This window comes from Nocardia rhizosphaerae (genome assembly GCF_042650365.1).
Classification (GTDB): Bacteria; Actinomycetota; Actinomycetes; order Mycobacteriales; family Mycobacteriaceae; genus Nocardia; species Nocardia rhizosphaerae.
Map to the genome: position 1 here is coordinate 726974 of NZ_JBHSBA010000015.1, position 23284 is coordinate 750257.

8 protein-coding genes are annotated in these 23284 nt (G+C 72.0%); 6 read left to right on the forward strand and 2 right to left on the reverse strand.

Annotated elements, in window-relative coordinates:
• Window positions 1-5: 5 nt before the first annotated feature.
• The 6 genes from ACFOW8_RS25600 (at window position 6) to ACFOW8_RS25625 (ending at window position 4613) form a co-directional block, all read left to right on the forward strand.
• Window positions 6-1085 (forward strand): NAD(P)H-dependent amine dehydrogenase family protein, encoded by a 1080-nt coding sequence (locus ACFOW8_RS25600; protein WP_378554051.1) that lies wholly within the window; start codon window positions 6-8, stop codon window positions 1083-1085.
• Window positions 1082-1561: a carboxymuconolactone decarboxylase family protein gene (locus ACFOW8_RS25605; protein ID WP_378554052.1), complete on the forward strand. Its 480-nt coding sequence runs from the start codon at window positions 1082-1084 to the stop codon at window positions 1559-1561. Before ACFOW8_RS25600 ends, ACFOW8_RS25605 begins: the two co-directional genes overlap by 4 nt.
• 19 nt (window positions 1562-1580) lie before the next feature.
• Window positions 1581-1994 (forward strand): NUDIX hydrolase, encoded by a 414-nt coding sequence (locus tag ACFOW8_RS25610; protein WP_378554053.1) that lies wholly within the window; start codon window positions 1581-1583, stop codon window positions 1992-1994.
• On the forward strand, window positions 1991-2479 hold the full coding sequence (locus ACFOW8_RS25615) for a hypothetical protein (protein ID WP_378554054.1): 489 nt from the start codon (window positions 1991-1993) through the stop codon (window positions 2477-2479). The genes ACFOW8_RS25610 and ACFOW8_RS25615 overlap by 4 nt, the downstream gene beginning before the upstream one ends.
• 247 nt (window positions 2480-2726) lie before the next feature.
• The gene (locus tag ACFOW8_RS25620) at window positions 2727-3194 is read left to right on the forward strand and encodes a MarR family winged helix-turn-helix transcriptional regulator (RefSeq protein ID WP_378554055.1); all 468 of its coding nucleotides are present in this window, start codon (window positions 2727-2729) and stop codon (window positions 3192-3194) included.
• A gap of 378 nt (window positions 3195-3572) precedes the next feature.
• Window positions 3573-4613 (forward strand): fused (3R)-hydroxyacyl-ACP dehydratase subunits HadA/HadB, encoded by a 1041-nt coding sequence (locus ACFOW8_RS25625; protein ID WP_378554057.1) that lies wholly within the window; start codon window positions 3573-3575, stop codon window positions 4611-4613.
• On the opposite strand, the gene ACFOW8_RS25630 is transcribed toward ACFOW8_RS25625, so the two are convergent.
• Complete coding sequence (locus tag ACFOW8_RS25630) at window positions 4610-6811, reverse strand: molybdopterin oxidoreductase family protein (protein WP_378554058.1); 2202 nt, start codon at window positions 6809-6811, stop codon at window positions 4610-4612. The genes ACFOW8_RS25625 and ACFOW8_RS25630 overlap by 4 nt on opposite strands.
• Before the next feature lie 91 nt (window positions 6812-6902).
• The gene (locus ACFOW8_RS25635) at window positions 6903-23045 is read right to left on the reverse strand and encodes an amino acid adenylation domain-containing protein (RefSeq protein ID WP_378554059.1); all 16143 of its coding nucleotides are present in this window, start codon (window positions 23043-23045) and stop codon (window positions 6903-6905) included.
• Between the last annotated feature and the right edge of the window lie 239 nt (window positions 23046-23284).

The window sequence follows — 23284 nt, forward strand, 5'->3', positions numbered from 1 at the left end:
GCGCGATGATCCCCACGATCGTCTGGGGCACCGGCAATGTCGGCCGCGCGGCCATCCGCGCCGTGTCCGCCCATCCGGCGCTGGAACTCACCGGGGTGCTGGTGCACAACCCCGACAAGGTCGGCCGTGACGCGGGCGCGCTCGCCGGACTCGACCACGACCTCGGCGTGGCCGCCACCGCCGACATCGATGCCGTCCTCGCGGCCGGACCGCGCGCAGTGGTGTACGCGGCCTCGGGCGATATCCGGCCCGGCGACGCACTCGCCGATATCGTGCGTGCGATCCGCGCTGGTGCCGTCGTCGTCACCCCTGCGCTCTACCCGCTCTACGATCCGGTCGGCGCGCCCGCTGAACTACGTGACCCGGTGCTCGCGGCGATCGCCGAAGGGGGCGGTTCGCTGTTCGTGTCCGGTGTCGATCCCGGGTGGGGCAACGATGTGCTCCCGCTGTTGCTGAGCGGGCTGGCGAGCACCCTCGACGTGGTGCGCTGCCAGGAGATCTTCGACTACTCCACCTACGACCAGCCCGACTCGGTGCGCTATCTGGTCGGGATGGGACAGCCGATGGACTACCAGCCGCCGATGTTGCTGCCCTCGGTGCCGACCATGGTGTGGGGCGGGCAGATCCGGCTCATGGCCAGGGCGCTGGGGGCCGAGCTCGATGAGATCCGCGAGACCGTTGACCGGTGCGCACTCGATGCGACTGTGCAGACCGTGCAGATGGGGGAGTTCGCCGCGGGCACCCAGGGCGCGGTGCGGTTCGAGGTGCAGGGCATCGTCGACGGGCGAGCGCGGATCGTCATCGAGCACGTCACCCGGATCCACCCGGACTGCGCACCACACTGGCCGACACCGCCCGACGGTGTCGGCGCGCACCGGGTGATCATCGAGGGCACTCCGCGGATCGAGGTGAGCGTGGAGGCCTCCGACGAGGGCGGCAACCGTTCCGCGGGCGGAAACGCCACGGCGGTGGGCCGTCTGGTGAACGCGATCGACTGGCTGGTCGCGGCCGATCCCGGACTCTACGACGCGCTCGATGTGCCGCTGCGGCCCGCGGTGGGCAAACTCGGAAGGACGACCCCATGATCATCGATATCCCGCAGGGCAAGGACCCGATCGGCTACGTGTGGGGCGAGATGGTGCCCGGCATCGGGGTCGCGGCGGCGGCGTTCTCGCTGTCGGTGTACGAGCATTCGACGCTGGGGCTGCGCGAGTTCGAGGCGGCCCGGCTGCGGATCGCCCAGCTCAACGGATGCCTGTTCTGCCAGGATTGGCGCACCGAACGCGACGGGCAGAAGGTGGAACCGGAGTTCGCCGAGGCCGTCACCGAGTGGCGCACCACCGACCGGTTCGACGAACGGGCCAGGCTCGCCGCCGAATACGCCGAGCGGTACGCCCTGGATCATCACGGCCTCGACGACGCGTTCTGGTCCAGGATGTTCGAGCACTACAGCCAGGCCGAGGTGGTGGAACTGAGCATGAGCATCGGGTCCTGGCTGGCGTTCGGCCGCCTCAACCGGGTGCTCGGCCTCGACACCGCCTGCGTCCTGCCGGGGCACTGACGGGCGTAGGCTGCCCACCGTGGTGGACTCTCCGGTACAGCAGCTGATCGACACCGTCGCCTGGGTACTGATCGAGGACGGGCGCATTCTGTGCGCGCGGCCCCGTGGCAAGGATGTGTTCTTCATTCCCGGCGGCAAGCGCGAAGGCGCCGAGACCGACCTGCAGACCCTGGTCCGTGAGGTCGCCGAGGAGCTGGCCGTGGAGCTGGAGGTGGCCACCGCCGATCATGTGGGCACCTACGAGGCGGCGGTGACCGACGGGCACCCCACGGTGGTGCGGATGGCCTGCTATACTGCGGCGTATCGGGGTGTGCTCACCGCGAGCAGTGAGATCGACGCGCTGGCCTGGTTCCGGTATCGCGACCGCGATCTGGTTCCGCCGGTGGATCAGCTGCTCTTCGACGATCTCGCCGCGGCAGGCGCGTTACGGTGAGCGGACCGCGGCGCAGCATCGCCTATGCCCTGCTCGCCGTGCCGCTGGCGGTGTCGCCGATCCGGACCCGGCTGCGGGTGCCGCGCCGGTTGCTGCACGAGCCGGTCGCCGCGCGCCGCGGCGGGACGGGACGTCTGCTGCTGCACTCGGTGCTGTCGGCCGGAGCCGGGTTGCTCGCGTGGTTCCTGCTGATGCTGACGGTGCTCGCGCTGGTGCGCGGCCTGCTGTATCCGCTGCTCGCCGCCAACGACTACCGGAATTCCTGGGGCGGACCGACATTGCTCGGCGCGTGGCTGGTGCACGCCGGGCTGAGCCTGCTGCTGGCGCCGGTGTTCCTCGGCATCGTCGCCGCGCTCGGACGGCTGCAACTGCGGCTGACGCGCGCTGTGTTCGGTGGCGGGGGTTCGTGGTGGGTGCTGCCCGCCGCGGTCGTGCTCACCGCGGCGGGGGCGGTGTTCTTCGTGGCGTGGATGCATCAGATCTGAGCGGTCAGCCCACGGTGGTGAAGAGGGTCACGCCAAAGGGGTTGGGCCACCGAGGTGGCCCATGCCCTGGCAATGCGGTCCGTGTTCGAGCTCCGCTAGTGCGTGGGTCCCGAGAAACCGTAGCCAGGGATCGAGAGGAGCCGGGCGAGGTCATTCGGCCGACAAATGTCGGTGCTGTAAATGTTTGTGCCACTAACGATATCAGCTGATCGTTTGCCGATCCAACGATTGGGGTTAGGCTCGGGCCATGGAGAACGCCGAAGGGCGGCAGGCGGCCTGGGAGTCGCTGCCCAGCCGGCTGCTCACCCAGACCGCGCAGCACGCACAGCGTTTGGCGGCTGACGGGTTCGCGGCCGTCGGAGCGCGCGGCTACCACTACCGGCTGCTGGCCACGCTGGCGGAGTCCGGTCCGGCCAGTCAGGCGGAGCTGGGGCGCCGCAGTGGAATCCACGTCAGCGACATGGTGGCCACCGTCAACGAACTCGCTGAACGAGGCCTGGCCGAACGCGCTCCCGACCCGGCCGATCGCCGCCGCAATGTCGTGACGATCACCGCCGCCGGACGCCGACGGTTACGCAGCCTGGAGAAACAGGCCGCCGCCTGCCAGGAGGAGTTGCTCGCCCCGCTCGACGCCGACGAGCGGGACCAGCTCACCGGGTTGCTGTCGAGGCTGCTGGCCCATCACAGTCGGCTCGCCGATACCGCGGGGCGCTGACGGACTCCGTCCACTCCGCCGATGCCGTCGACGCCGACAGCCGCAGGCCTGAGCAGGAATGGAGCCGAGATCGTGTGTAGTCCTGTGCGCTGCCGCACCTGCGGGAAGACGACCTGGTCCGGACGCGGTAGTCATGTCGCCCAGGTGAGAGCCGCCGTCCCGCCACACCAGTGGTGCCCCGGCCACGATGCGCCCGAGTCCGGGAGTGGCCGGCTGCGGCGATTCTTCCCGCCACGCTGACGGAGTTCGTGGCGGCCGCCCATACCACGTGGACAACGGACCCCGCCGCTGTGAAGTGGGGCAAGGTGTGCGCGGTCCGGCGGTGAGTCCGCTAGCCTGCCGGGTGTCCGTTCCCCCCGAACGAAGGTGATCCGCACAGTGACTTCCGTGATCGATGCCCCCGATATCGCGTCGAAGGTAGGGCATTACTACCGTCTGGACGACGTCTACGAGGTCGGTCGCGAGAAGGTCCGCGAATACGCGCGCGCGGTGCAGGACTTCCATCCCGCGCATTGGGAGGACGACGCAGCGGCCGCACTCGGCTACCGCGGCCTGGTCGCCCCGCTGACCTTCACCTCGATCCCGGCGATGGCCGCCAACCGGCCGCTGTTCGAATCGGTGGTGACCGGCTACAACATGTTCGTGCAGACCGAGCAGGTCTTCGAACAGCACAAGCCGATCGTCGCCGGTGACCGGCTCGTGGTCGACGTCGAGCTGTCCTCGGTGCGCCGGATCGCGGGCAAGGACCTGATCACCGTCACCAACACTTTCGCCGACGAGTCCGGCGAGACGGTGCACGTCATGCACACCACGGTCGTCGGCATCACCGGTGACGAGGTGGATCCCGAGATCAGCCGCGCGGTGGAGAACGTGATGGTGCACGGGGTCAAGGTGTTCGGCAACGGCGATGGCGCACCGGCCGAGCCGGTGGAAACCCCGCTGCGTCCCGAAGGTGAGCTGCGGTATTCGGCGGAAGGCGCCGCGCGGGTTCCGGCGACGACGCTCTCGTTCGAGGAACTGACCGTCGGCGCCGAACTGCCGTTGCGCGCCGCCCGGCTGTCCCGTGGCGACCTGGTGAACTACGCCGGGGTCTCCGGCGACGGCAACCCGATCCACTGGGACGCGACCATCGCCGCGCTGGCCGGGCTGCCCGATGTGATCGCGCACGGCATGCTGACCATGGGGCTCGGCGCCGGTTTCGTCTCGGCCTGGTCCGGTGATCCCGGTGCGGTCACCCGCTACGGGGTGCGGCTGTCGAATACGGTGGTCGTCGATACCGAGGCGGGCGGGGAGATCGAGTACACCGGGCGGGTGAAATCGATCGATCCCGAGACCCGCACGGCGGTGATCGCGATCGTCGCCAAGTCCGGTGGCCGCAAGATCTTCGGCCTGGCCACCACCACCTTGCGGTTCCGCTAGCCGGTCCGGCGCGGCGCGGCCACGGTGGCCGCGCCGTCGGCGGGTCGGCTCGGGTCGAGGACCGGGCCGACCCGCACCCAGGTGCTGTTGACCGCGGCGGTGCCCGACAGCGGATCGGTGCGGGTGGGATCGTGCAGCAGGTTGACATTGGCGCCGGGATGGGCGGCGGCCACCTGCCAGCCGAGACCGGGATCGTGGTGTCCCCACCCGTGCGGGATGGCGACCACGCCGGGACGGATGTCGGCGCTGACCTCCACCGGCACCACGATCTCGCCGACCGCCGAGGCGACGGTGGCCTGCGCGCCGTCGGCCAGCCCGCGGGCGGCGGCGTCGTCGGGATGCATCAGCACGGTGCAGCGGTCGCGGCCCTTGACCATCGACTCGATGTTGTGCAGCCAGGAATTGTTGCTGCGCAGGTGTCTGCGGCCGATGAGCTGCAGGTCGTAGCCGAAGGTCGCGGTGGCGCGGGACTCGTCGAGCACGGTGCGCACGGCGCGCAGGAAGTCCGGTGGTGCCAGCTGCACCTTGCGGTCGCCGGTCCCGATCAGTTCCCGCAGGCGCGGCCGCAGTGGACCGAGGTCGACGCCGCCGGGTGTGGCGCGAATCCCGTTCACGGTGAGGCCCTTTCGGCCGCGTCGCAGGATGCCGTAGGGGCCGGTGGCGAGGGCGGCCGCGGTCAGCCGCAGCGGGGTGAGCCGGTCGAAGACGGCGGTGACGGCGCGACCGGTGAACCGGCGCGCCGGCAGCGGCACCAGTTCGGTGATCAAGCGGGCCAGGATCTGCCAGTCCTCGAGCCCGTCGGTGGGCGGGGTGAACACGGCGGCGTCGAAGCGGGCGTTGTTGCGGACACTGAACACCGGGAACAGCAGGTTGAGTTCTTCGCGTTCGAGCGGGGACACCGGCGGCAGGATGATGTCGGCATGGCGGGTGGTCTCGGTGACGTACATGTCCACGGCGACATAGAAATCCAGCGTGTCCAAGGCGTCGCCGAGCCGCCCGCCCTGCGGGGTGGACAGCACCGGGTTACCCGCGTAGGTGATCATGGCGCGGATCCGGTCGGGACCGTCGGCGCTGATGTCGTCGGCGAGCGCGGCCACGGGCAGTTCGCTGCGGAAGGACTTGTAGCTGCCGGTGCGGTCGGTCCACGCACCGTGCCCCATCGGGAGGTGTTTGGCGTAGCGGGCGGCGTCGACGGGCGGAGTGGCGAACATCTGCCCGCCGGGCCGGTCGAGATTGCCGGTGACGGCGTTGACGGCGTTGACCAGCCAGTGCGTGAGCGTGCCGGTGACCTGCAGGCACACCCCGATCCGCGCGTACAGCACGGCCGAGGGGGCGGCGGCGTGCTCGCGGGCGAGCCGGACGATGGTGTCGGCGTCGACGCCCGCGTGCGGGGCCATCAGCTGCGGGGTGGTGGTGGCGACCAGCCGCGCGAGTTCGGCGAAGCCGGCGCTCTGGGTGGCGACGGCCCGCTGGTCGCACAGGTTCTCGGTGACGAGCACATGCAGCATGCCCAGCAGCAGGAATACGTCGCCGCCGGGGCGCACCGCGACGTGTTCGTCGGCCAGGCGCGCGGTTTCGGTGCGGCGCGGGTCGATGACGACGACGGTGCCGCCGCGTCGGCGCACGTCCCTGATCCGGTTCTTGGCGCCGGGCATGGTGGTGATCGAACCGTTGGACACCGCCGGGTTGGCGCCGAGGATCACCAGCCGCTGGGTGCGGTCGATATCGGTGACCGGCATGAGGACATTGGCGCCGAACATCCGCCAGGCGACGAATTCCTGCGGGAACTGGTCGATGGAGGAGGCGGTGAAGAAGTTGCGGGTGAGCAGCGCGGCCCGCAGGGCGACGCCGTAGAGCACCGAGGAGCTGTGCGCGGCAGGGTTGCCCATGTACATGCCGATGGCGCTGGGTCCGTGCGCGGCGCGCACCGCGCGCAGCCGGGTGCCGATCTCGGCGAACGCCGCGTCCCAGCCGATGGGGACGAACTGGTCGCCGACCCGGCGCACCGGGGTGCGCAGCCGGTCGGGGTCGTGGTGCAGGTCGCCCATGGCGGTGGCCTTGGGGCAGATGTAACCCTTCGACAGCACGTCGTCGGGATTGCCCTCGATCCGGGTGACCCGATCACCGGCCACCGTCACCAGAATCCCGCAGTGTGCTTCGCACAGTGTGCATTGCCGGGCGATTGTCGCGCTGTCCACGTTGACCCCACCTTCCGCCGAACCGCTCGTTCCACGCTAGCGCGTCGTGGCGGCGGGCAGATCCGTCCACGGGCGGAGATCTCGTCTCACCTCACAGCAGTTCCCGCAGGACGGCGGCGATGGTGCGCAGCGCGGTGTCGTCGGTCATCCGCCAGTGGGTGGCGTCGACCGGGTGGTTGGTGATCGGGCCGGTGACCGCGCCGGTCCAGCTCGCGGCACCGGCGGTGCCGTCCGGATCGTCCTGTGCGGCGGTGAAATAGGTGAGGGCACCGTCGAACGGGCGCGGCCGGTAGGCGGCGTCGATCGCCACCGAGGCCAGCGCGGCGTCGACGATGTGGTCCAGGCGGGCCGGGTCCAGCGCCAGCTGGGGCGCGGCGCGCTCGCACAGGTCGCGAGCCAGCCGGCGGGGATCGAGATCCGCGTCGGTGGCGTGATCACCGGCGAAGCCGCCGAGCAGGTCGGCGGCGGTGGCGTGCCGGCCGGAACTGCCGGTCGCGGCGGCGGTGAGCCGCGAGTCGAGCATGGCCAGCACGGCCACCTGTTCGCCCTCGTCCTGCAACTGGACGGCCATGGCGTGTGCGAGGACACCACCGAGCGACCAGCCGAGCAGATGATAAGGGCCCGCGGGCTGGACTTCCCTGATCTGTTTGACATACAGCCGGGCCCAGTTCTCGATCGAATCCGGTAGCGGCTCGGCCGAACTCAGGGCGGGTGACTGCAGGCCGTAGAGCGGCCGGTCGGGGTCGAGGTGGGCGGCCAAGCCGCCGAAGGACCAGGCGACACCGCCGATCGGGTGCACACAGAACAGCGGCTCGCGGGATCCGGTGGTGCGCAACGGCAGCAGCGGATCGAAGGCGGTGTCGGTGTGTTCGGCGGTCACGGCGGCGGCCAGGCCCGCGGGGGTCGGTGCGGTGAAGATCCAGGTGACCGGGACCGTCGTGGCCAGTGTCTCGCCGAGACGGGCGGCGAGCCTGGTCGCGAGCAGGGAGGTGCCGCCCAGTTCGAAGAAATGGTCGTCGAGCCCCACCCGGTCCACCCGCAGCACCTCGGCGACGAGGTCGCAGACGATGTCCTCGACCACGGTGGCCGGCGCACGGTAGGCGCGCACGGCGAGCTCGGGTGCGGGCAGTGCCGCCCGGTCGAGCTTGCCGACCGAGGTCAGCGGTAATTCGTCGAGCACGACGACGGTGGCGGGCACCATGTGCGCTGGCAGCGTGCGTGCCGCGTACTCGAGCAGTTCGACCGTGCCGATCGTGTGTCCGGGCGCGGGCAGCGCGTAGGTCACCAGCACGGTGACCCCGGCCTGGTTGGCGCGACCGACGGTGACCGCGAAGCCGACATCCGGGTGTTCGGCCATGACCGCGTCGATGTCGCCGAGTTCGACGCGGTAGCCGCGGATCTTGACCTGGAAGTCGGTGCGGCCCAAGTATTCCAGGGCGCCGTCGGCGGTCCAGGCGGCGAGGTCGCCGGTGCGGTAGAGGCGGGTACCCGTACGGAACGGGTTGGCCACGAACCGTTCCGCGGTGAGGTCGGGGCGTTCCAGGTAGCCGGTCGCCAACTGGGTGCCCGCCAGGTACAGCTCACCGGGCACCCCGGACGGCACCGGGCGCAGCCGCGCGTCCAGGACATACACCTGGCTGTTCCACACCGGCCGCCCGATCGGGACGGTGCCGGTGGCGGTGTCGTCGACCCGATGGTTGGTGATGGCGACCGCGGCTTCGGTGGGGCCGTACACGTTGTACAAGGCGGTGCCGGGTGCCGCGGCGGCGAGTCTGCGGGCCAGCGCCGGGGGCAGGGTGTCGCCGATGGCGAGGACGCGCCGCAGCGAGGCCGGGAACGGCACGGTGAGCAGGGCGTCGAGCATGGCGGGCACCGTGTGCAGGGTGGTGACCCCTTCGCCGCGGATCAGCTCGGCCAGGTAGGCCGGGTCACGGTGCCCCTCGGGCGCGGCCAGCACCAGCGTGGCGCCGCTGGCCGCGGCCGACCAGAACTCCCACACCGACAGGTCGAACGTCGCGGCCGTCTTCACCAGGACCGCGTCGTCGGTGGTGAGCCCGAATTCGGTGGTCTTCCACCGCAACTGGTTCACGATGGCGGCGTGGGACACCGCGACACCCTTGGGGCGTCCGGTGGAGCCGGAGGTGAAGATGACGTAGGCGGTGTTGCCGGGGCGCAGCGGCCGGTGCCGGTCACTGTCGGTGAGCGGTTCGGGCCGGTAGGGCGTCAGGTCGAGCCGGTCCAGCCGGTCGATCCGGTGTCCTGGCGCGGTGAATCCGGTGCTCGAGTCGGTGAGCACCAGCAGCGGGACCGCGGTGTCGAGGATGTGCGCGGTGCGGGCCACCGGCTGATCGGGGTCGATCGGCACGTACGCCCCGCCCGCCACACACACCGCGTACATGGCCACCACCAGGTCGGCGGATCGGCGCAGCGCCAACGCCACCCGGGTTTCCGGGCCGACGCCTGCGGCGACGAGGTAGCGGGCCAGCCGGTTCACCCTGTCGTCGAGGTCGGTGTAGCTCCATCGGGTCGCGGCCGCGACGAGCGCGGGCGCGTCCGGGTGCGCGGTCACGGTGTCGGCCAGCAGCGAGGCCAGAGTGGCCGAGGCGACCGGGTGGGTGGTGTGGTTCCAGGTGTCGAGGATCCTCGACCGTTCGGCCGGGGCGAGCAGGTCGACGGTGTGGATCGGGGCGGTCGGGTCGGCGGTGACCGCGGCGAGGAAGCGGGTGAACCGGTCGAGGAAGCCGCGCACGGTGGCAGAGTCGAACAGGTCGGTGGCAAAGGTGCAGTGGCCGCTGATCCCGGCCGGGGCGCCGTCGGTGTCGTACTGGTCGGCCAGGATCAGATGCAGGTCGAATTGCGAAAGGCCACGGTCTGTTTCGACGGAGTCCACGGTGACACCGGGCAGGTCCATCCGCACCGGCGCCAGGTTCTGGAACGACAGACCCACCTGGAACAGCGGGTGGCGGGCAGTGGAGCGGGCCGGGTTGAGGACCTCGACGAGCTGTTCGAACGGGATGTCGGCGTTGGCGAACGCGCGCAGATCGGTATCGCGCTGCCTGCTCAGGTGGGCGGCGAACCCGGCGTCGACCTCGACCCTGGTGCGGAAGACCAGGGTGTTGACGAACATGCCGATCAGGTCGTCGAGCGCGGCCTCCCCACGCCCGGCGACCGGGGTGCCGATAGCGATGTCGGCGGTGCCGCCGAGCCGGGCCAGCACGATCGCCAACGCGGTGTGCACGGTCATGAACAGCGTCGCGCCGTAGGCACGCGACAGCTCGGTGAGCGCGGCGTGGGTGGCGGCGTCGAGGGTCAACGGCACCCGCCCACCGGCATAGCTCTGGACCGCCGGTCGCGGCCGGTCCCTCGGCAGGTCGAGCTGATCGGGCAGTCCGGCCAGCTCGGCACGCCAGTAGGAGATCTGCTCGGCGGCGGTGGAGGCGGGGTCGGTGTCGTCGCCGAGCAGCCGCTGCTGCCACAGCGCGTAGTCGGCGTACTGCACCGGCAGCGGCGTCCAGCCGGGGGCGGTGCCCGCGGCACGGGCGGTGTAGGCGCGCACCAGATCGTGGGTGAGCGGTGCGCCGGAGAAGCCGTCACCGGCGATGTGGTGCACGGTCATCGCCAGTACGAACTCGCCCGGCGCGACCGCGCACAGGCACGCCAGCAACGGCACCTGCGTGGTCACGTCGAACACGGTCGAGACCACCTGTGCCACCGCCGATTCCGGATCGTCGACGGTGTCGACCCGCAGCCGCGGCACGGCGGGATGCTCGGGTGGCAGCACCAGCTGGACCGGTGCGTGCTCGACCATCGGGTAGACGGTGCGCAGGATCTCGTGGCGGGCGACGACATCGCTGAACGCGTGCCGCAGGGCTTCGACGTCGAGGGCACCGGTCAGGCGCAACACCACCGGGATGTTGTAGGCGGCGGTGCCGGTGTCGAAGCGGTTCAGGAACCACATGCGCTGCTGGGCCGGCGAGAGCGGGATCCGGTCGGGACGCCGGCCTGCGGTGAGGGCCGGCCTGCGCGCGGCGCGGGTCAGCCGCGTGACCTCGGCCGCGCAGCCGGCGACGGTGGGCGCGGCGAACAGCACCCGCACCGGCACCCGCAGGTCGAGCGCCGCGCCGAGGCGGGCGGTGAGCCGGGTGGCCAGCAGCGAATTGCCGCCGCGGTCGAAGAAGCTGTCGTCGGCACCGACCCGGTCGACACCGAGCACCTGCGCGAACACCTCGGCCACCGTGACTTCCAGTGGTGTCCGCGGCGCACGGTAGGGGCGGGCGGTGAACTCGGCGGGCGGCAGCGCCGCGCGGTCGAGTTTGCCCGCCGCCGACAGCGGCAGCCGGTCCAGCACCACGATCGCCGCCGGCACCAGATGCGCCGGCAGCGTGCCCGCCGCCCAACGGGTGAGGGTGCCCGGGTCGATGGCGCTGCCGGTCACATACGACACCAGCACGGTGTCTCCGGCCGGGTTGGCGGCACCGACGGTGACGGCCGAACTCACCTGCGGGTGCCGGGTGAGCACCGCGTCGATCTCGCCGGGCTCGATCCGGAAGCCGCGGATCTTGATCTGGAAATCGGTGCGGCCCAGATATTCCAGCTCGAACGAGGCACCGGTCACCGCCCGCACCCAGCGGACCCGGTCGCCGGTGCGATACATCCGGCCACCCACCTGCCATGGGTCGGCGACGAACCGGCCCGCGGTCGCGGCGGTGTGGTCGTGATAGCCGCGGGCGAGCGCGGGCCCGGCCAGATACAGCTCACCGACCACCCCGGTCGGCACCGGGCGCAGCCGGGAATCGAGGACGACGGCCCTGATCCCTGGTACCGGGCGGCCGATGGTGACGCGCTGTCCGGCGCGCAGACTGGCGTAGCTGGCGCCGATGGTGGCTTCGGTGGGGCCGTAGCCGTTGAGGAAGTAGCGGCCCGGCTGCCACGCGGCCAGCAGCTCAGCGGTGCTCGCCTCACCGCCCGCCGAGACACACACCAGGTCGGGCAGACCCGCCGGGTCGAGAGTGCTCAGCAGCGCGGGGGTGATGATGGTGTGGGTGACGCGTTCGGTGCGCAGCAGGTCGGCGAGTTCGGCGCCGCCGACGGTGTCGGGCGGGGCGATCACCAGGGTGGCGCCACGGTGGAACGCGGTGCCGAGCTCCTCGATCGACTGGTCGAAGCTGGGCGAGCACACGTGCAGCATGCGGTGGTCGTGCCGCAAGCCCATCAGGTTGGCCGAATGGGCGACGAGCGCGCCGAGTCCGGCGTGGGTCACCGTCACCCCCTTGGGCCGTCCGGTGGAGCCGGAGGTGTAGATGAGGTAGGCGGCGTGGTCGGGCCGGATCGAGGCCAGCCGGTCGCGGTTGCGGACGGGGGTCGCCGCCCTGCCCGCCGCGCTCGCCCGCACCGCGGGGTCATCGATGCCGAGCCAGTGCACCGTGGCGGCCAGGGTGGGGACCAGTTCGGCGAGGGTGAGCCCGAGAGTGGCGCCGGAGTCGTCGAGCATGTGCCGCACCCGGTCGGCGGGGTAGGCCGGGTCGACCGGCAGATACACGCCACCGGCCTTGGCGACGGCCCAGAACGCGAGAATCGACTCATACGACCGCGGAACCGCCGCCGCGACCACGATTTCCGGTCCGACACCGGCGGCGATGAGGACGCGGGCCAGCCGGGCCGATTCGGCGTCGAGGGTGCCGTAGGTGACGGAGCGGTCGCCCTCGCGTACGGCGATGCGCTGCTGGCCGTAGCCGGTGCCGCGGACCAGGATCTCGGGCAGCGTGCCGGTTACCGGTGGGGTGGCGCCGTCACCGAGCTGGAGCAGCGCGGCCGTTTCACCCCGGTCGGTCAGCGGCAGGTCACCGGCCGGGGTGCCGGGATGCTCGGCGGCGGCACCGAGCAGGTGCAGCAGGCGCCTGCCGAACGCGGCGGCCTCGTCATCGGTGTGTGCGCGGCAGGTGATCCCGATCCCGGATTCGTCGGTGGTCACGGCCAGTTCGGTGTCGGTGGCGGCAGGTCGGCTGGTCAGGCTCACCTGCTGGAGGTGGTCGGCGCCGACGAGGTCGGCCAGCTCGGCCGCCGGGATCGGGCCCGCGGCCCTGGCGGCGGCGTCGGCGCGTGCGGCGTCGGCGAGCAGCTGGCGGAACGGGGTGGCCGGGTCGACGACCGTGCGCGAGACCCGGTCGGTGTCCGGGGTGGCGATGACGATGTCGGCGGTGGCGGTGAGCCGCGCCAGCAGCACCGCGAGGCCGGTGCGGATCAGGACCGGCCAGGACACGGCGGTGGTGTCGGCGAGAGCGCGCAGCCGCCGGTGCAGGTCGACGGGCACGGGCAGGTGGGCCTGCCCGTGCGTTGGCGCGGCGGTGCCGTTCCGGTCGGTGGGCAGGGTCAGCGGTGCGGGCGGGTCGGCCAGGGTGCGGCGCCAGAACCGGGCGCGGCCGATCGGGTCGGCGGTGGCGGCCAGCTGCCGGATCAGGTCGCTGTCCGCACGGTCCGGGGTCGCGACGAGCAGGTCCAGAGCTCGCCGCAGCCGGTCGGTGACGGCCTCGGCGGTGGATTCGGCGACCAGGTCACGACGGAACTTGACCTGCACCGTGGTGCCGGCGCCCAGGAATACCAGTACCGTGATCGGATAGTGGGTGTGGTCGGCGCCGCGCAGGTCGTCGATATGGAGGTCGTCGATGCCACTGCCTGCCGCGCGCAGGCCCTCGGCGTCGACCGGATAGGACTCGAAGGCGAGCATGGTGTCGAACAGCTCGCCCGACCCGGCGATCCGCCCGATGGCGCCGAGACCGAGATGGTGGTGGTCCAGCAGCGAGGCCTGCTCGGCCTGCACCGCGCGCACCAGTTCGGCGGCCGAACCGCCGGTGCGGCGCACCCGCACCGGGACCGCGTCGACGAACAGACCGATCATGTCGGCGACCCCGTCCAGCTGCGGTGGGCGACCGGAGATGGTGGCACCGAACACGACATCGTCGCGGCCGGTGCTCGCGGCGACGACCAGTCCCCACGCCGCCTGGAACACCGAGTTCGGGGTCACCTCGGCGCCCGCCGCGAAGCCGGTCAGCGCCGTGGTCGCCGCGGAGTCGAGCGCGAACTCGCACAGCCCGAATCCGGTACCCACCGCGGGCGGCCAGGTGAGTTCCGGTGCCAGCAGGGTCGGCTCGACGCCGGAAAGAGCGCGGGCCCAAGCTTGTTCGGCGCTGTCACGGTCCTGACCGGCGAGCCAGGCGAGGTAGTCGCGGTAGGGGCGCACCGGCGGCAGCGCGGTGCCGTCACCGGTGGCGTAGCCAAGGAGCAGCTCCTTCATCAGCAGCGGCATCGACCAGCCGTCGAGCAGGATGTGATGGCCGGTGAGCACCAGGTGGCTGCGCCCGCAACCGGTGCGGTACACCGTGAATCGCAGCAGCGGCGCGATCGCCGGATCGAACACGGTGCGCTGGTCGCCGGCCAGCAGCGCGGGCAGCTCGGCGTCGTCGCCGACCTCGACGACGCGCAGCGGTGCGGTGACGTCGTCGTCCACCAGCTGCACCGGGGTGCCGTCGGCGGTGGTGACGAACGCGGCACGCAGATTGGCGTGCCGGTCGAGCACGGCCTGCGCGGCGCGGCGCAGCCGGTCGAGATCGAGCGTGCCGCGCAGTTCGGCGACGAGCTGGATCACATAGGCGTGCACCGATTCCGCGAGCAGCTCGCCCAGCGCCAGCAGCGACTGCTGCAACGGTGACAGCGGCAACACGTCGATCAGCCCCGGCCTGCTGCGGCGCCAGGAGTCGAGTTCGGCCTGGGTGACCTGGACCAGTGGGACATCCGACGGGGTCAGGCCACCCGCGGCCGGGTCCGCCGCGTGCGCGGCGAGGTCGGCAAGGGCGTCGGTCCACGCCACGGCCAGTTCCCGGACGGCCGATTCGTCGAGAATCCCGGTCGCGTACCGGAAATTGGCTTCCAGTTGCCTGCCCGCGTCGGTGCCGACGGTGATGGCGTTGATATCGATGACGGTGTGCGCGGGTAGCGCGGGGTCGTAGCCGACCTCGAGGTCGCCGAGATCGGCGGTGGGTAGCCAGGCGGTGTCCCCGGTAGCGGTAGCGGCACTGGCCCGCCCGAGATAGTTGAACCCGATCTGGCCGAGCGCACCGGACAGCGCGTCGCGGGTGCGCGGGTCGTGGCGCAGCAGGCCGAAGCCGATGCCCTGCGCGGGCACGGCGCGCAACTGTTCCTTGACGGCACGCATGGTGGCGGCGAGCGGATCCTCGGCGTCGGCGGCGACCGCGAGGGCGACAGGGTAGACGCTGGTGAACCAGCCGACGGTGCGGGTGAGGTCGGCGCCGGGAACAGCGTCGTCGCCGCGGCCGTGACCTTCGAGCCGGACCAGGACGGTGTCGGCGTCGCCGCCGCGGCGCGTCCGCCAGGCGCGCACGGCCAGCGCGAGTGCGGTCAGCAGGCCGTGGTCGGCGCCTGCCCGGTACAGCGCGGGCAATGCGGTCAAGACGGTCTCGGTGGTGCGCACCGGCACCCGCACGGTGAACGAGCGGGTCGTGGCCTCGGTGTCGCGGGCGGGATCGGGGCCACGGTCACCGAGCAGCGGATCCGGGGTGGCCATGACCCGGCGCCAGTAGTCGAGCTCGGCGCTGTGATCGGCCTCGGCCAGTCCGTGCGCCCAGCGCCGGAACGAGGTGCCGACCGGAGCCAGAGCGACCGGCTGCCCGCTGCTGCGCTGCGCCCAGGCGGTGACCAGGTCGGGGAGCAGGATCCGCCACGACACCCCGTCCACGGCGTAGTGGTGAACGGCGACGGCCAGCACGTCCGGGGCGCCGTCGCGACGCACCCACGTGCAGGCCAGCATCCGCCCGGACCCAGGGTCGAGCATCGAGAGCGCCGAATCCATGGCGGCACTGCCGATCCCGGCGAGTGCGGCCCCCACGGCAGGGCCCGCGTCGACTTCGGTGAGCAGCGTGTCGACGTCGACGGAGCCGGGGGCGAGCACCTCCCAGCGCCACCGGTCGGCGTCACGCGACAACCGCGAGCGCAGCATGTCGTGGTGGCCGACCACCGCGGCGAGGGTGGCAGCCACCCCGGCGTGGTCGATGCCCTCGGGCAGGGCGAGCACCATCGTCTGCGCGAAACGGTCGCGGGAGCCGTCGCGAAGGAACTCGGCAAGCACCGGGGTCAGCGGCACCTCTCCAACGCCGCCGCCGGGCAGCTCGGCCGGCACCGTCGGGGCACTCTCGCTGGTGGCGATCGCGGCGAGTTTCGCGACCGTGCGGTGCTCGAAGACATCGCGGGTGGTGAACACCAGACCGGCGGCGCGGGCAAGGGAGACCAGCTGGATCGACAGGATACTGTCGCCGCCGACGGCGAAGAACGAGGTGTCGGCACCGACCGCGGGCACGCCGAGCACCCGGGCGAACAGGTCGGCCAGCACGGTTTCGGCAGGTCCATGCGGTGCCCGGCCGATGGGGGACACCGTGACCGGGTCGGGCAGGGCGGCGCGGTCGAGCTTGCCGTTCGTCGTCATCGGCAGCGCGTCCAACGGCACGACCGCGGTGGGCACCAGCTGCGGCGGCAGCACCGCGGCCACCCGCTCGAGCAGCTGCCGCGGATCGACGGTATGCCCTGGTGCGGCAACGACATACGAGACCAGCGTGACAGTTCCCGCCGCGGTGCTACGACCGACCGTCGCGACCGCGGCGAGATCGCCTGCGGCGACGAGCGCCGCGTCCACCTCACCGGGTTCGATACGGAAGCCGCGCACCTTCAGCTGCGCGTCGGCGCGGCCCGCGTACTCGAGGGCACCGTGGCGCAACCGCACGAGGTCACCGGTGCGGTACATGCGGGCACCCGGTTCGCCCCACGGATCGGGCACGAACCGGACCGCCGTCGTCGCCGGCCGGCCACGGTAGCCGCGTGCCACCGCGGCACCGGTGAGATACAGCTCGCCGGTGACACCCGGCGGCACCGGCGCCAGCCGTGCGTCCAGGATCAGCGCGTGCGTGCCCGGCACCGGCGATCCGATCGTGATCGGCGCTCCCGCCGTCAGTTCCGCATAGGTGGAGATGATGGTGGTCTCGGTGGGGCCGTACCCGTTGAGGTAGCGGCGGCCCGGCTGCCAGCGCGCCAGCAGCTCCTGGCCGGTCACATCGCCACCCACCGACAGCACCCGCAGCGAATCCAGCCCCGCCGGATCGAGGGTGCCGAGCACGGCGGGGGTGATGATCGCGTGCGTGACCGCCGCACCGGCGATCACCTCGGCCAGTTCGGCGCCGCCGGTGATCTCGGCGGGCACCACCACCAGCGTCGCCCCGGTGGCCAGCGCGCACAGCCACTCCAGGACCGACGGGTCGAAACAGGGGGAGCAGATGTGCAGGAAACGGTGCTCGGCGGTGAGCTGATAGCGGCGCACCGCCTCGTCGAGCAGACCCGCCAGCCCGGCGTGGGTCACCACGACACCCTTGGGCAACCCGGTCGACCCGGAGGTGTAGATGAGGTAGGCGGGATGCTGCACCCGTAGCGGGGACCGGCGCTCGTCGTCGGTGACCGGCGCCGACGGATAGGCCGCGCACTCCCGCTCGACCACCGGATCGTCGAGCAGCAGCCAACCGGGCTCCGTGGGCAGCCGATCGCCCTGGCCCGACACCGAAATACCCAGTGCGGCCCCGGAATCGGCGATCAGATGCCGCAGCCGTTCGGCCGGGTAGGCAGGATCCATCGGCACGGGGAATCCGCCTGCCTTGGCCACGGCGACCGCGGCGACCACCATCGCGGCCGACCGCGGCAGGGCGAGCGCCACCGCCACCTCGGGTCCGACGCCGCGCGCGAGGAGCGCACGCGCCAGCCGGGAGGTGCGCTCGTCGAACTCGCCGTAGGTGAGCGTGTACTCGCCCTCGCGCAGTGCGATACGGTCGCGACCGACGGCGACACCACGAACCAGCAGATCCGGGAACAGCACAGCCGGGTCGGTGGTGCCCTCCCGCGCGGTGAGCGCCGCGAGTTCGCCCTCGCTGAGCACCGCGAGATCACCGACCGGTGTCCGCGGCGCGGCGAGCGCGGCGAGCAACAGCCGCAACAGCCGGTCGGCGAAGACCGACACCGTCGCGCGATCGAACAGGGCGGTGGCGAACCGGAATTCGGCGGCCACCGTGTCCTCGGTGGCATCGGCACACAGGCGCAGCACCAGGTCCGCGTGATCGAGGCCATCGACCGGCTCGGTGCGGATCATGGCCCGCGCCACCGGGACACCGGCCCCGGCGCACGCGACATCGTCGGTGGCGAGCCCCGGCTGCGCGAAACCACGCCGGGCGACGGCATCCGCGGCCGCGACCAGATCCTCGACCGCGACCGCGGCCGGCACTCGCAGGCGCAGCACCCGGATCCCGGCCTGCGCGGACGGCACCCCGATCGCGATGTCGTCGCCGCCCGACAGCCGGGCGAGCAGGACCGCGAACACCGTGTGCACCACCGTGAACACCGTGGTGTCGCGCTCGCGAGCGAAATCGCGGATCCGCCGGTACAGGTCGGCCTGGATGACGACGCGCACCCGATCGTCGGCGACCACCGGTGCCGCCGGGCGCGGCCGATCGGCCGGCAGCGCCAGCTCCGGCAGGTCCGTCAGCAGATCCCGCACGTACACGGCCGCCGCCAGCGCGTCGTCACCGTGCGCGAGCGGGTCGAGCAGCTCGGCGACCGGACGGCCGGATGCCGCGACGAACGCCTCGACCACCGACCGCAACCGATGCAGCAGCGCATCGGCCACGGCATCGGTGATCCGATCGCGCCGGTACTGCACCCCGATCCGGATGCCCGCACCGACCTCCACGCCGACCGCCACCGGATAGTGGGTGGCATTGGCGGCCTCGACGCCGACGATCTCGAGTCCATCGATCGCGCCGTGCGCGCGCCGCAAACCCTCGGTGTCGACCGGATACGACTCGTAGGCCAGCAGGGTGTCGAAGAGTTCACCGGACCCGGCCGCCCGCTGGATCTCGGCCAACCCCAGATGGTGACCGGCCAGCAGCGTCACCTGCTCGGCCTGCACCCGTGCCAGCAGCGTGCGCAGCGTGTCGCCGGGCGCGGGCCGCACCCGCACCGGAATGGTGTTCGCGAACAGGCCGACCATGGTGTCGACACCGTCGAGCTGCGGCGGCCGCCCCGACACCACCGCACCGAACACGACATCCTCGGCACCCACCACACCGGCCAGCACCAACCCCCACGCCACCTGGAACACGGTGTTCACCGTGACCTCGGCAGCCGCGGCGCACGCCGCCAGCTCCTCTGCCCACGCCGCCGACAGCTCCACACTCGCCGACGCATGACCGGTATCGGGCACCGACGGCACCGGCACCACCGCGGCCAGCATCGTCGGCTGCTGCCCCGACAGCGCCGCACCCCAGTTCCGCAGCGCCTCGGCCCGATCCTGCCCGGCCAGCCAGACCAGATAGTCACGGTAGGGCCGCACCGGCGGCAACGCGGCACCGTCGGCCGCGTAGGCGAGCAACAGCTCACGCATCAACACCGGCATGGACCAGCCGTCCACCAGCAGATGATGCACCGTCAGCACCAGGTGCAGCCCGCCATCGGCCCGCCGGAAAACGGTGAACCGCACCAGCGGCGGCACCGCGGGATCGAACCCGGTCCCGGCCTCGGCCGCCAGCAACGCCGCCGCCTCGGTCTCCGTGGTGTCCACCACCCGCCACGGCACCGCGACACCCTCGACGACGAAACCGGCTGCGGACCCGGCCGCCGTCGACCCGAACGAGGTCCGCAGAATCGCGTGCCGGTCCAGCACGACCTGCGCGGCCCGCCGAAGCCGGTCCGGATCGACCACACCGGCCAGCTCCACCGCCAGCTGCACCAGATACGGATCCCGCGGCGACAACTCCGCCAGGAACAGCAGCCCCAGCTGCAGCGGCGCCAGCGGCACGACATCGACAAGGCCCGGCCGCTCGCGGCGCCAGCCGTCCAGCTCCGCCTGTCCCACCCGCACCAGCGGCACATCCGACGGCGTCAGGCCACCCGCCGCCGGGTCGCCCAGATGCTCGGCGAGCACCGTCAGCGCCGCCGTCCAATGCTCGGCCAGCTCACGCACCGCGGCCTCGTCGACGAGCAGGGACGCGTAGGAGAACGACGCCCGCAGCTCGACACCCGCCCCGGACTCGGTGGCGATCGCGTTGATGTCCACCACCGCGCCCGCCGGCAGCTCCGGATCCTGCGCGGCCACCGGTTCACCCCACTCGCCGGTGGGCAGCCATCCGGCCTCGGCATCCGGGCCCGCCACCTCGCCCGCCGAGATCCGGCCCAGATAGTTGAACCCGACCTGGCCGAGCAGCCCGTCGAGCTGTCCGGCGGTGGCCTCGTCGAGATGACGCAACATCCCGAACCCGATCCCCGCGTCCGGCACCGCGCGCAGCTGCTCCTTGACCGCCCGCACCACCGCCGCGGTCTGCGCGCCCCCACGCCACGCGGCCTCGGCACCGATCCCGCTCAGGTCGAGCGCGACCGGATACATGCTGGTGAACCAGCCGACCGTGCGGGTCAGATCGGCACCGGGCACCGCCGACTCGACCCGGCCGTGCCCCTCCAACCGCACCAGCGTCGCGTCCGCGTCGACACCGCGACGCGCCCGCCACGTGCGCACCGCCATCGCCACACCGGCCAGCAGGCCATCCGCCGCGCCTGCCCGGTAGCGGGCAGGCAGCTCGGTGAGCAGCGCCGCGGTGACCTCGGCAGGCACCGTGACGGTGAACGTCGCCACGGTCGCGGTGATATCGAGCGCCGGATCGAAGGCCCGGTCACCCAGCGGCGGGTCGGGCACCGCGAGCACCGCACGCCAGTAGTCGAGTTCGTCGCGCCGGGTCGCCGCCGCCTCCGTCAGACCGTGCGCCCACCGGCGGAACGACGTGCCGACCGCGGGCAGCGCGACCGGGCGACCCGCCGCAAGCCGGCCCCACGCGGACACCAAGTCCGACACCAGGATTCGCCACGACACCCCGTCGATCACCGCGTGATGGGCGACCACGATCAACCCGTCTGGCCCGTCGGCCCGCCGCAGCCAGGCGAAAGCGACCATCCGCGCCGCCGGATCCAGGCAACCCAGCGCGGCATCCATGGCCGCCTCGGCGATCCGCGCCCGCTCGGCCTCCCCGCTTCCGGCCGGGACATCGACCTCGGCCAGCAGCTCGGCCACAGCCACACCGCCCGCCGGGACGGTGTCGAACACCCAGCCGCCCTCGACCCGACGCAACCGCGCCCGCAGCATGTCGTGCTGATCGAGCACCGCCGACAGCGTCGCCAGCAGACCCGCCCGATCGATGCCGTCGGGCAAGCCGAGCACCAGCTGCTGACTGAACCGGCCGAACGCACGGCCACCCGCCACCGACGCGGCCAGCACCGGCGTCAACGGCAGCACACCGACCCCGCCACCGGGCAACTCGGGCAGCGACGCCACCGGTTCACCGCCCAGCACCGCCACCCGCGCCAACCCGGCCACCGTGCGATGCTCGAACACCTGCTGCGGAGTGAACGAGATCCCCGCCGCCCGCGCCCGCGTCACCAGCTGGATCGACAGGATGCTGTCGCCACCGGCGGCGAAGAACGAATCCTCCGCACCGACCCGCTCCACCCCGAGCACCAGCGCGAACAACTCCGCCAGCGCGATCTCCACCGGACCCTCCGGCGCCCGCGAGGTCACCGCATCGAACACCGGCACCGGCAGCGCGGCCCGATCCAGCTTCCCGTTCGGCGTCAGCGGGATCTGCGTCAGCACCACGAACGCACCCGGCACCATGTGCCCCGGCAGCGACGCACCCGCGAATCGGGTGAGCTCCGCCTGCTCGACCACCGCACCCGCGCGCGGCAGCACATACGACACCAGCACCGTCGCGCCCGAATCGGCGGTCGCGCCGACGGTCACCGCGTACTCGAGATCGGGATGCGCGGTCAGCGCCGCATCGATCTCACCCAGCTCGATCCGGAACCCGCGCACCTTCACCTGGAAATCCGAGCGCCCCAGATACTCCAGCTCACCGTCGGTGCTGCGGCGCACCAGATCACCCGTCCGGTACATCCGCGCACCCGCCGAACCGGCCAGCGGCGAGGCGACGAACCGATCGGCGGTCAGCCCCGGCCTGCCCAGATAGCTTTGCGCCAGCGCCGGCCCGGACAGATACAGCTCACCGGCCACCCCGGCCGGCACCGGCCGCAACCGCGCATCCAGCACCACCGCGCCGACCCCGGCGAACGCCGACCCGATCGTGATCGGCTGCCCCGGCCGCAGCGCGCCGCTTCCGGTGGCCAGCACCGTCGCCTCGGTGGGGCCGTACCCGTTGAAGAACGACCGGCCCTGCACCGCCCACCGCTGCACCAGCGCGGGACCGAACGCGTCACCGGCCACCACGACCGCCCGCACCGAATCGAGCCCGCGCGGGTCCACCGACTCCAGCGCCGCGGGCGTGATCAGCAGGTGCGTCACCCGCTCCCGATGCACCAGCTCGGCCAGGTCAGGACCGCCGAACACCGTCGGCGGTGCCACCACCAGCCGCGCCCCCGCATGGAAGGTCAGCAGCAGCTCGAGGACCGACACATCGAAGTTCGGCGAGCACACGTGCAGCACGCGCGCCTCGGCATCCACCCCGTACCCCTCCCGCGCGGCCGCGACCAGACCGGCCAGCCCGGTATGGGTGACGACCACGCCCTTGGGCCGACCCGTCGACCCCGAGGTGTAGATGACATAGGCCGGATGCTGGTCGGTCAGCACGCGAACCCGGTCCACATACGACACCGGATGCGCCGCGCGCGCCGCGATCCGGGCCGCCACCGCAGGCTCGTCGACGACCAGCCAGTCCAGCGACGCACCCAGCTGCTCGAGGTGTGCGGAGGTGGTGACACCGAGCAGCGCACCGGAATCGGCGAGCAGATACGAAATCCGCTCCTCGGGCAGCCCCGGATCCACCGGGACGAACGCCGCACCGGTCTTGGCCACCGCCCACACCGCGAGCACCGACTCCACCGACCGGGTGACACCCAGCGCCACCACGTCACCTGGGCCGACCCCGCGCCCGATCAGCTCCCTGGCCAGTCGCGACGAACGCTCATCCAGTTCGGTATAGGTCAGCTCGCACCGGACGCCGCCCGCGGGGGAGTAGGTGAGCGCGACCGCGGCACCGGCGGAGTCGACCGCGGCGGTCAGCAGCTGCGCGAACAGCGGAGCGCCCGCCTTGCGATTGCCTCGACCTCGCGCCGCACGACGAACCTCACCCATCCGAGCACTACATCCTTCACCTGTCCGGCCCACAGCTGCACGATGACCCACGAACCCTGCCGGATTCTGGGCCTACCGGGGTGGACCAGTGTTCGAACAAGCTTGAAAGGAGTCGATCTCGGGGCGTTCGGCGACCATGACACCACACGTTTCGTGTCAAGACCACACCTCGGGTGGGGAAGCGCGACGTCAGGCAAGCCTTCACCCGAAATTTGTGCGCATGACACAATGCCGCGGAC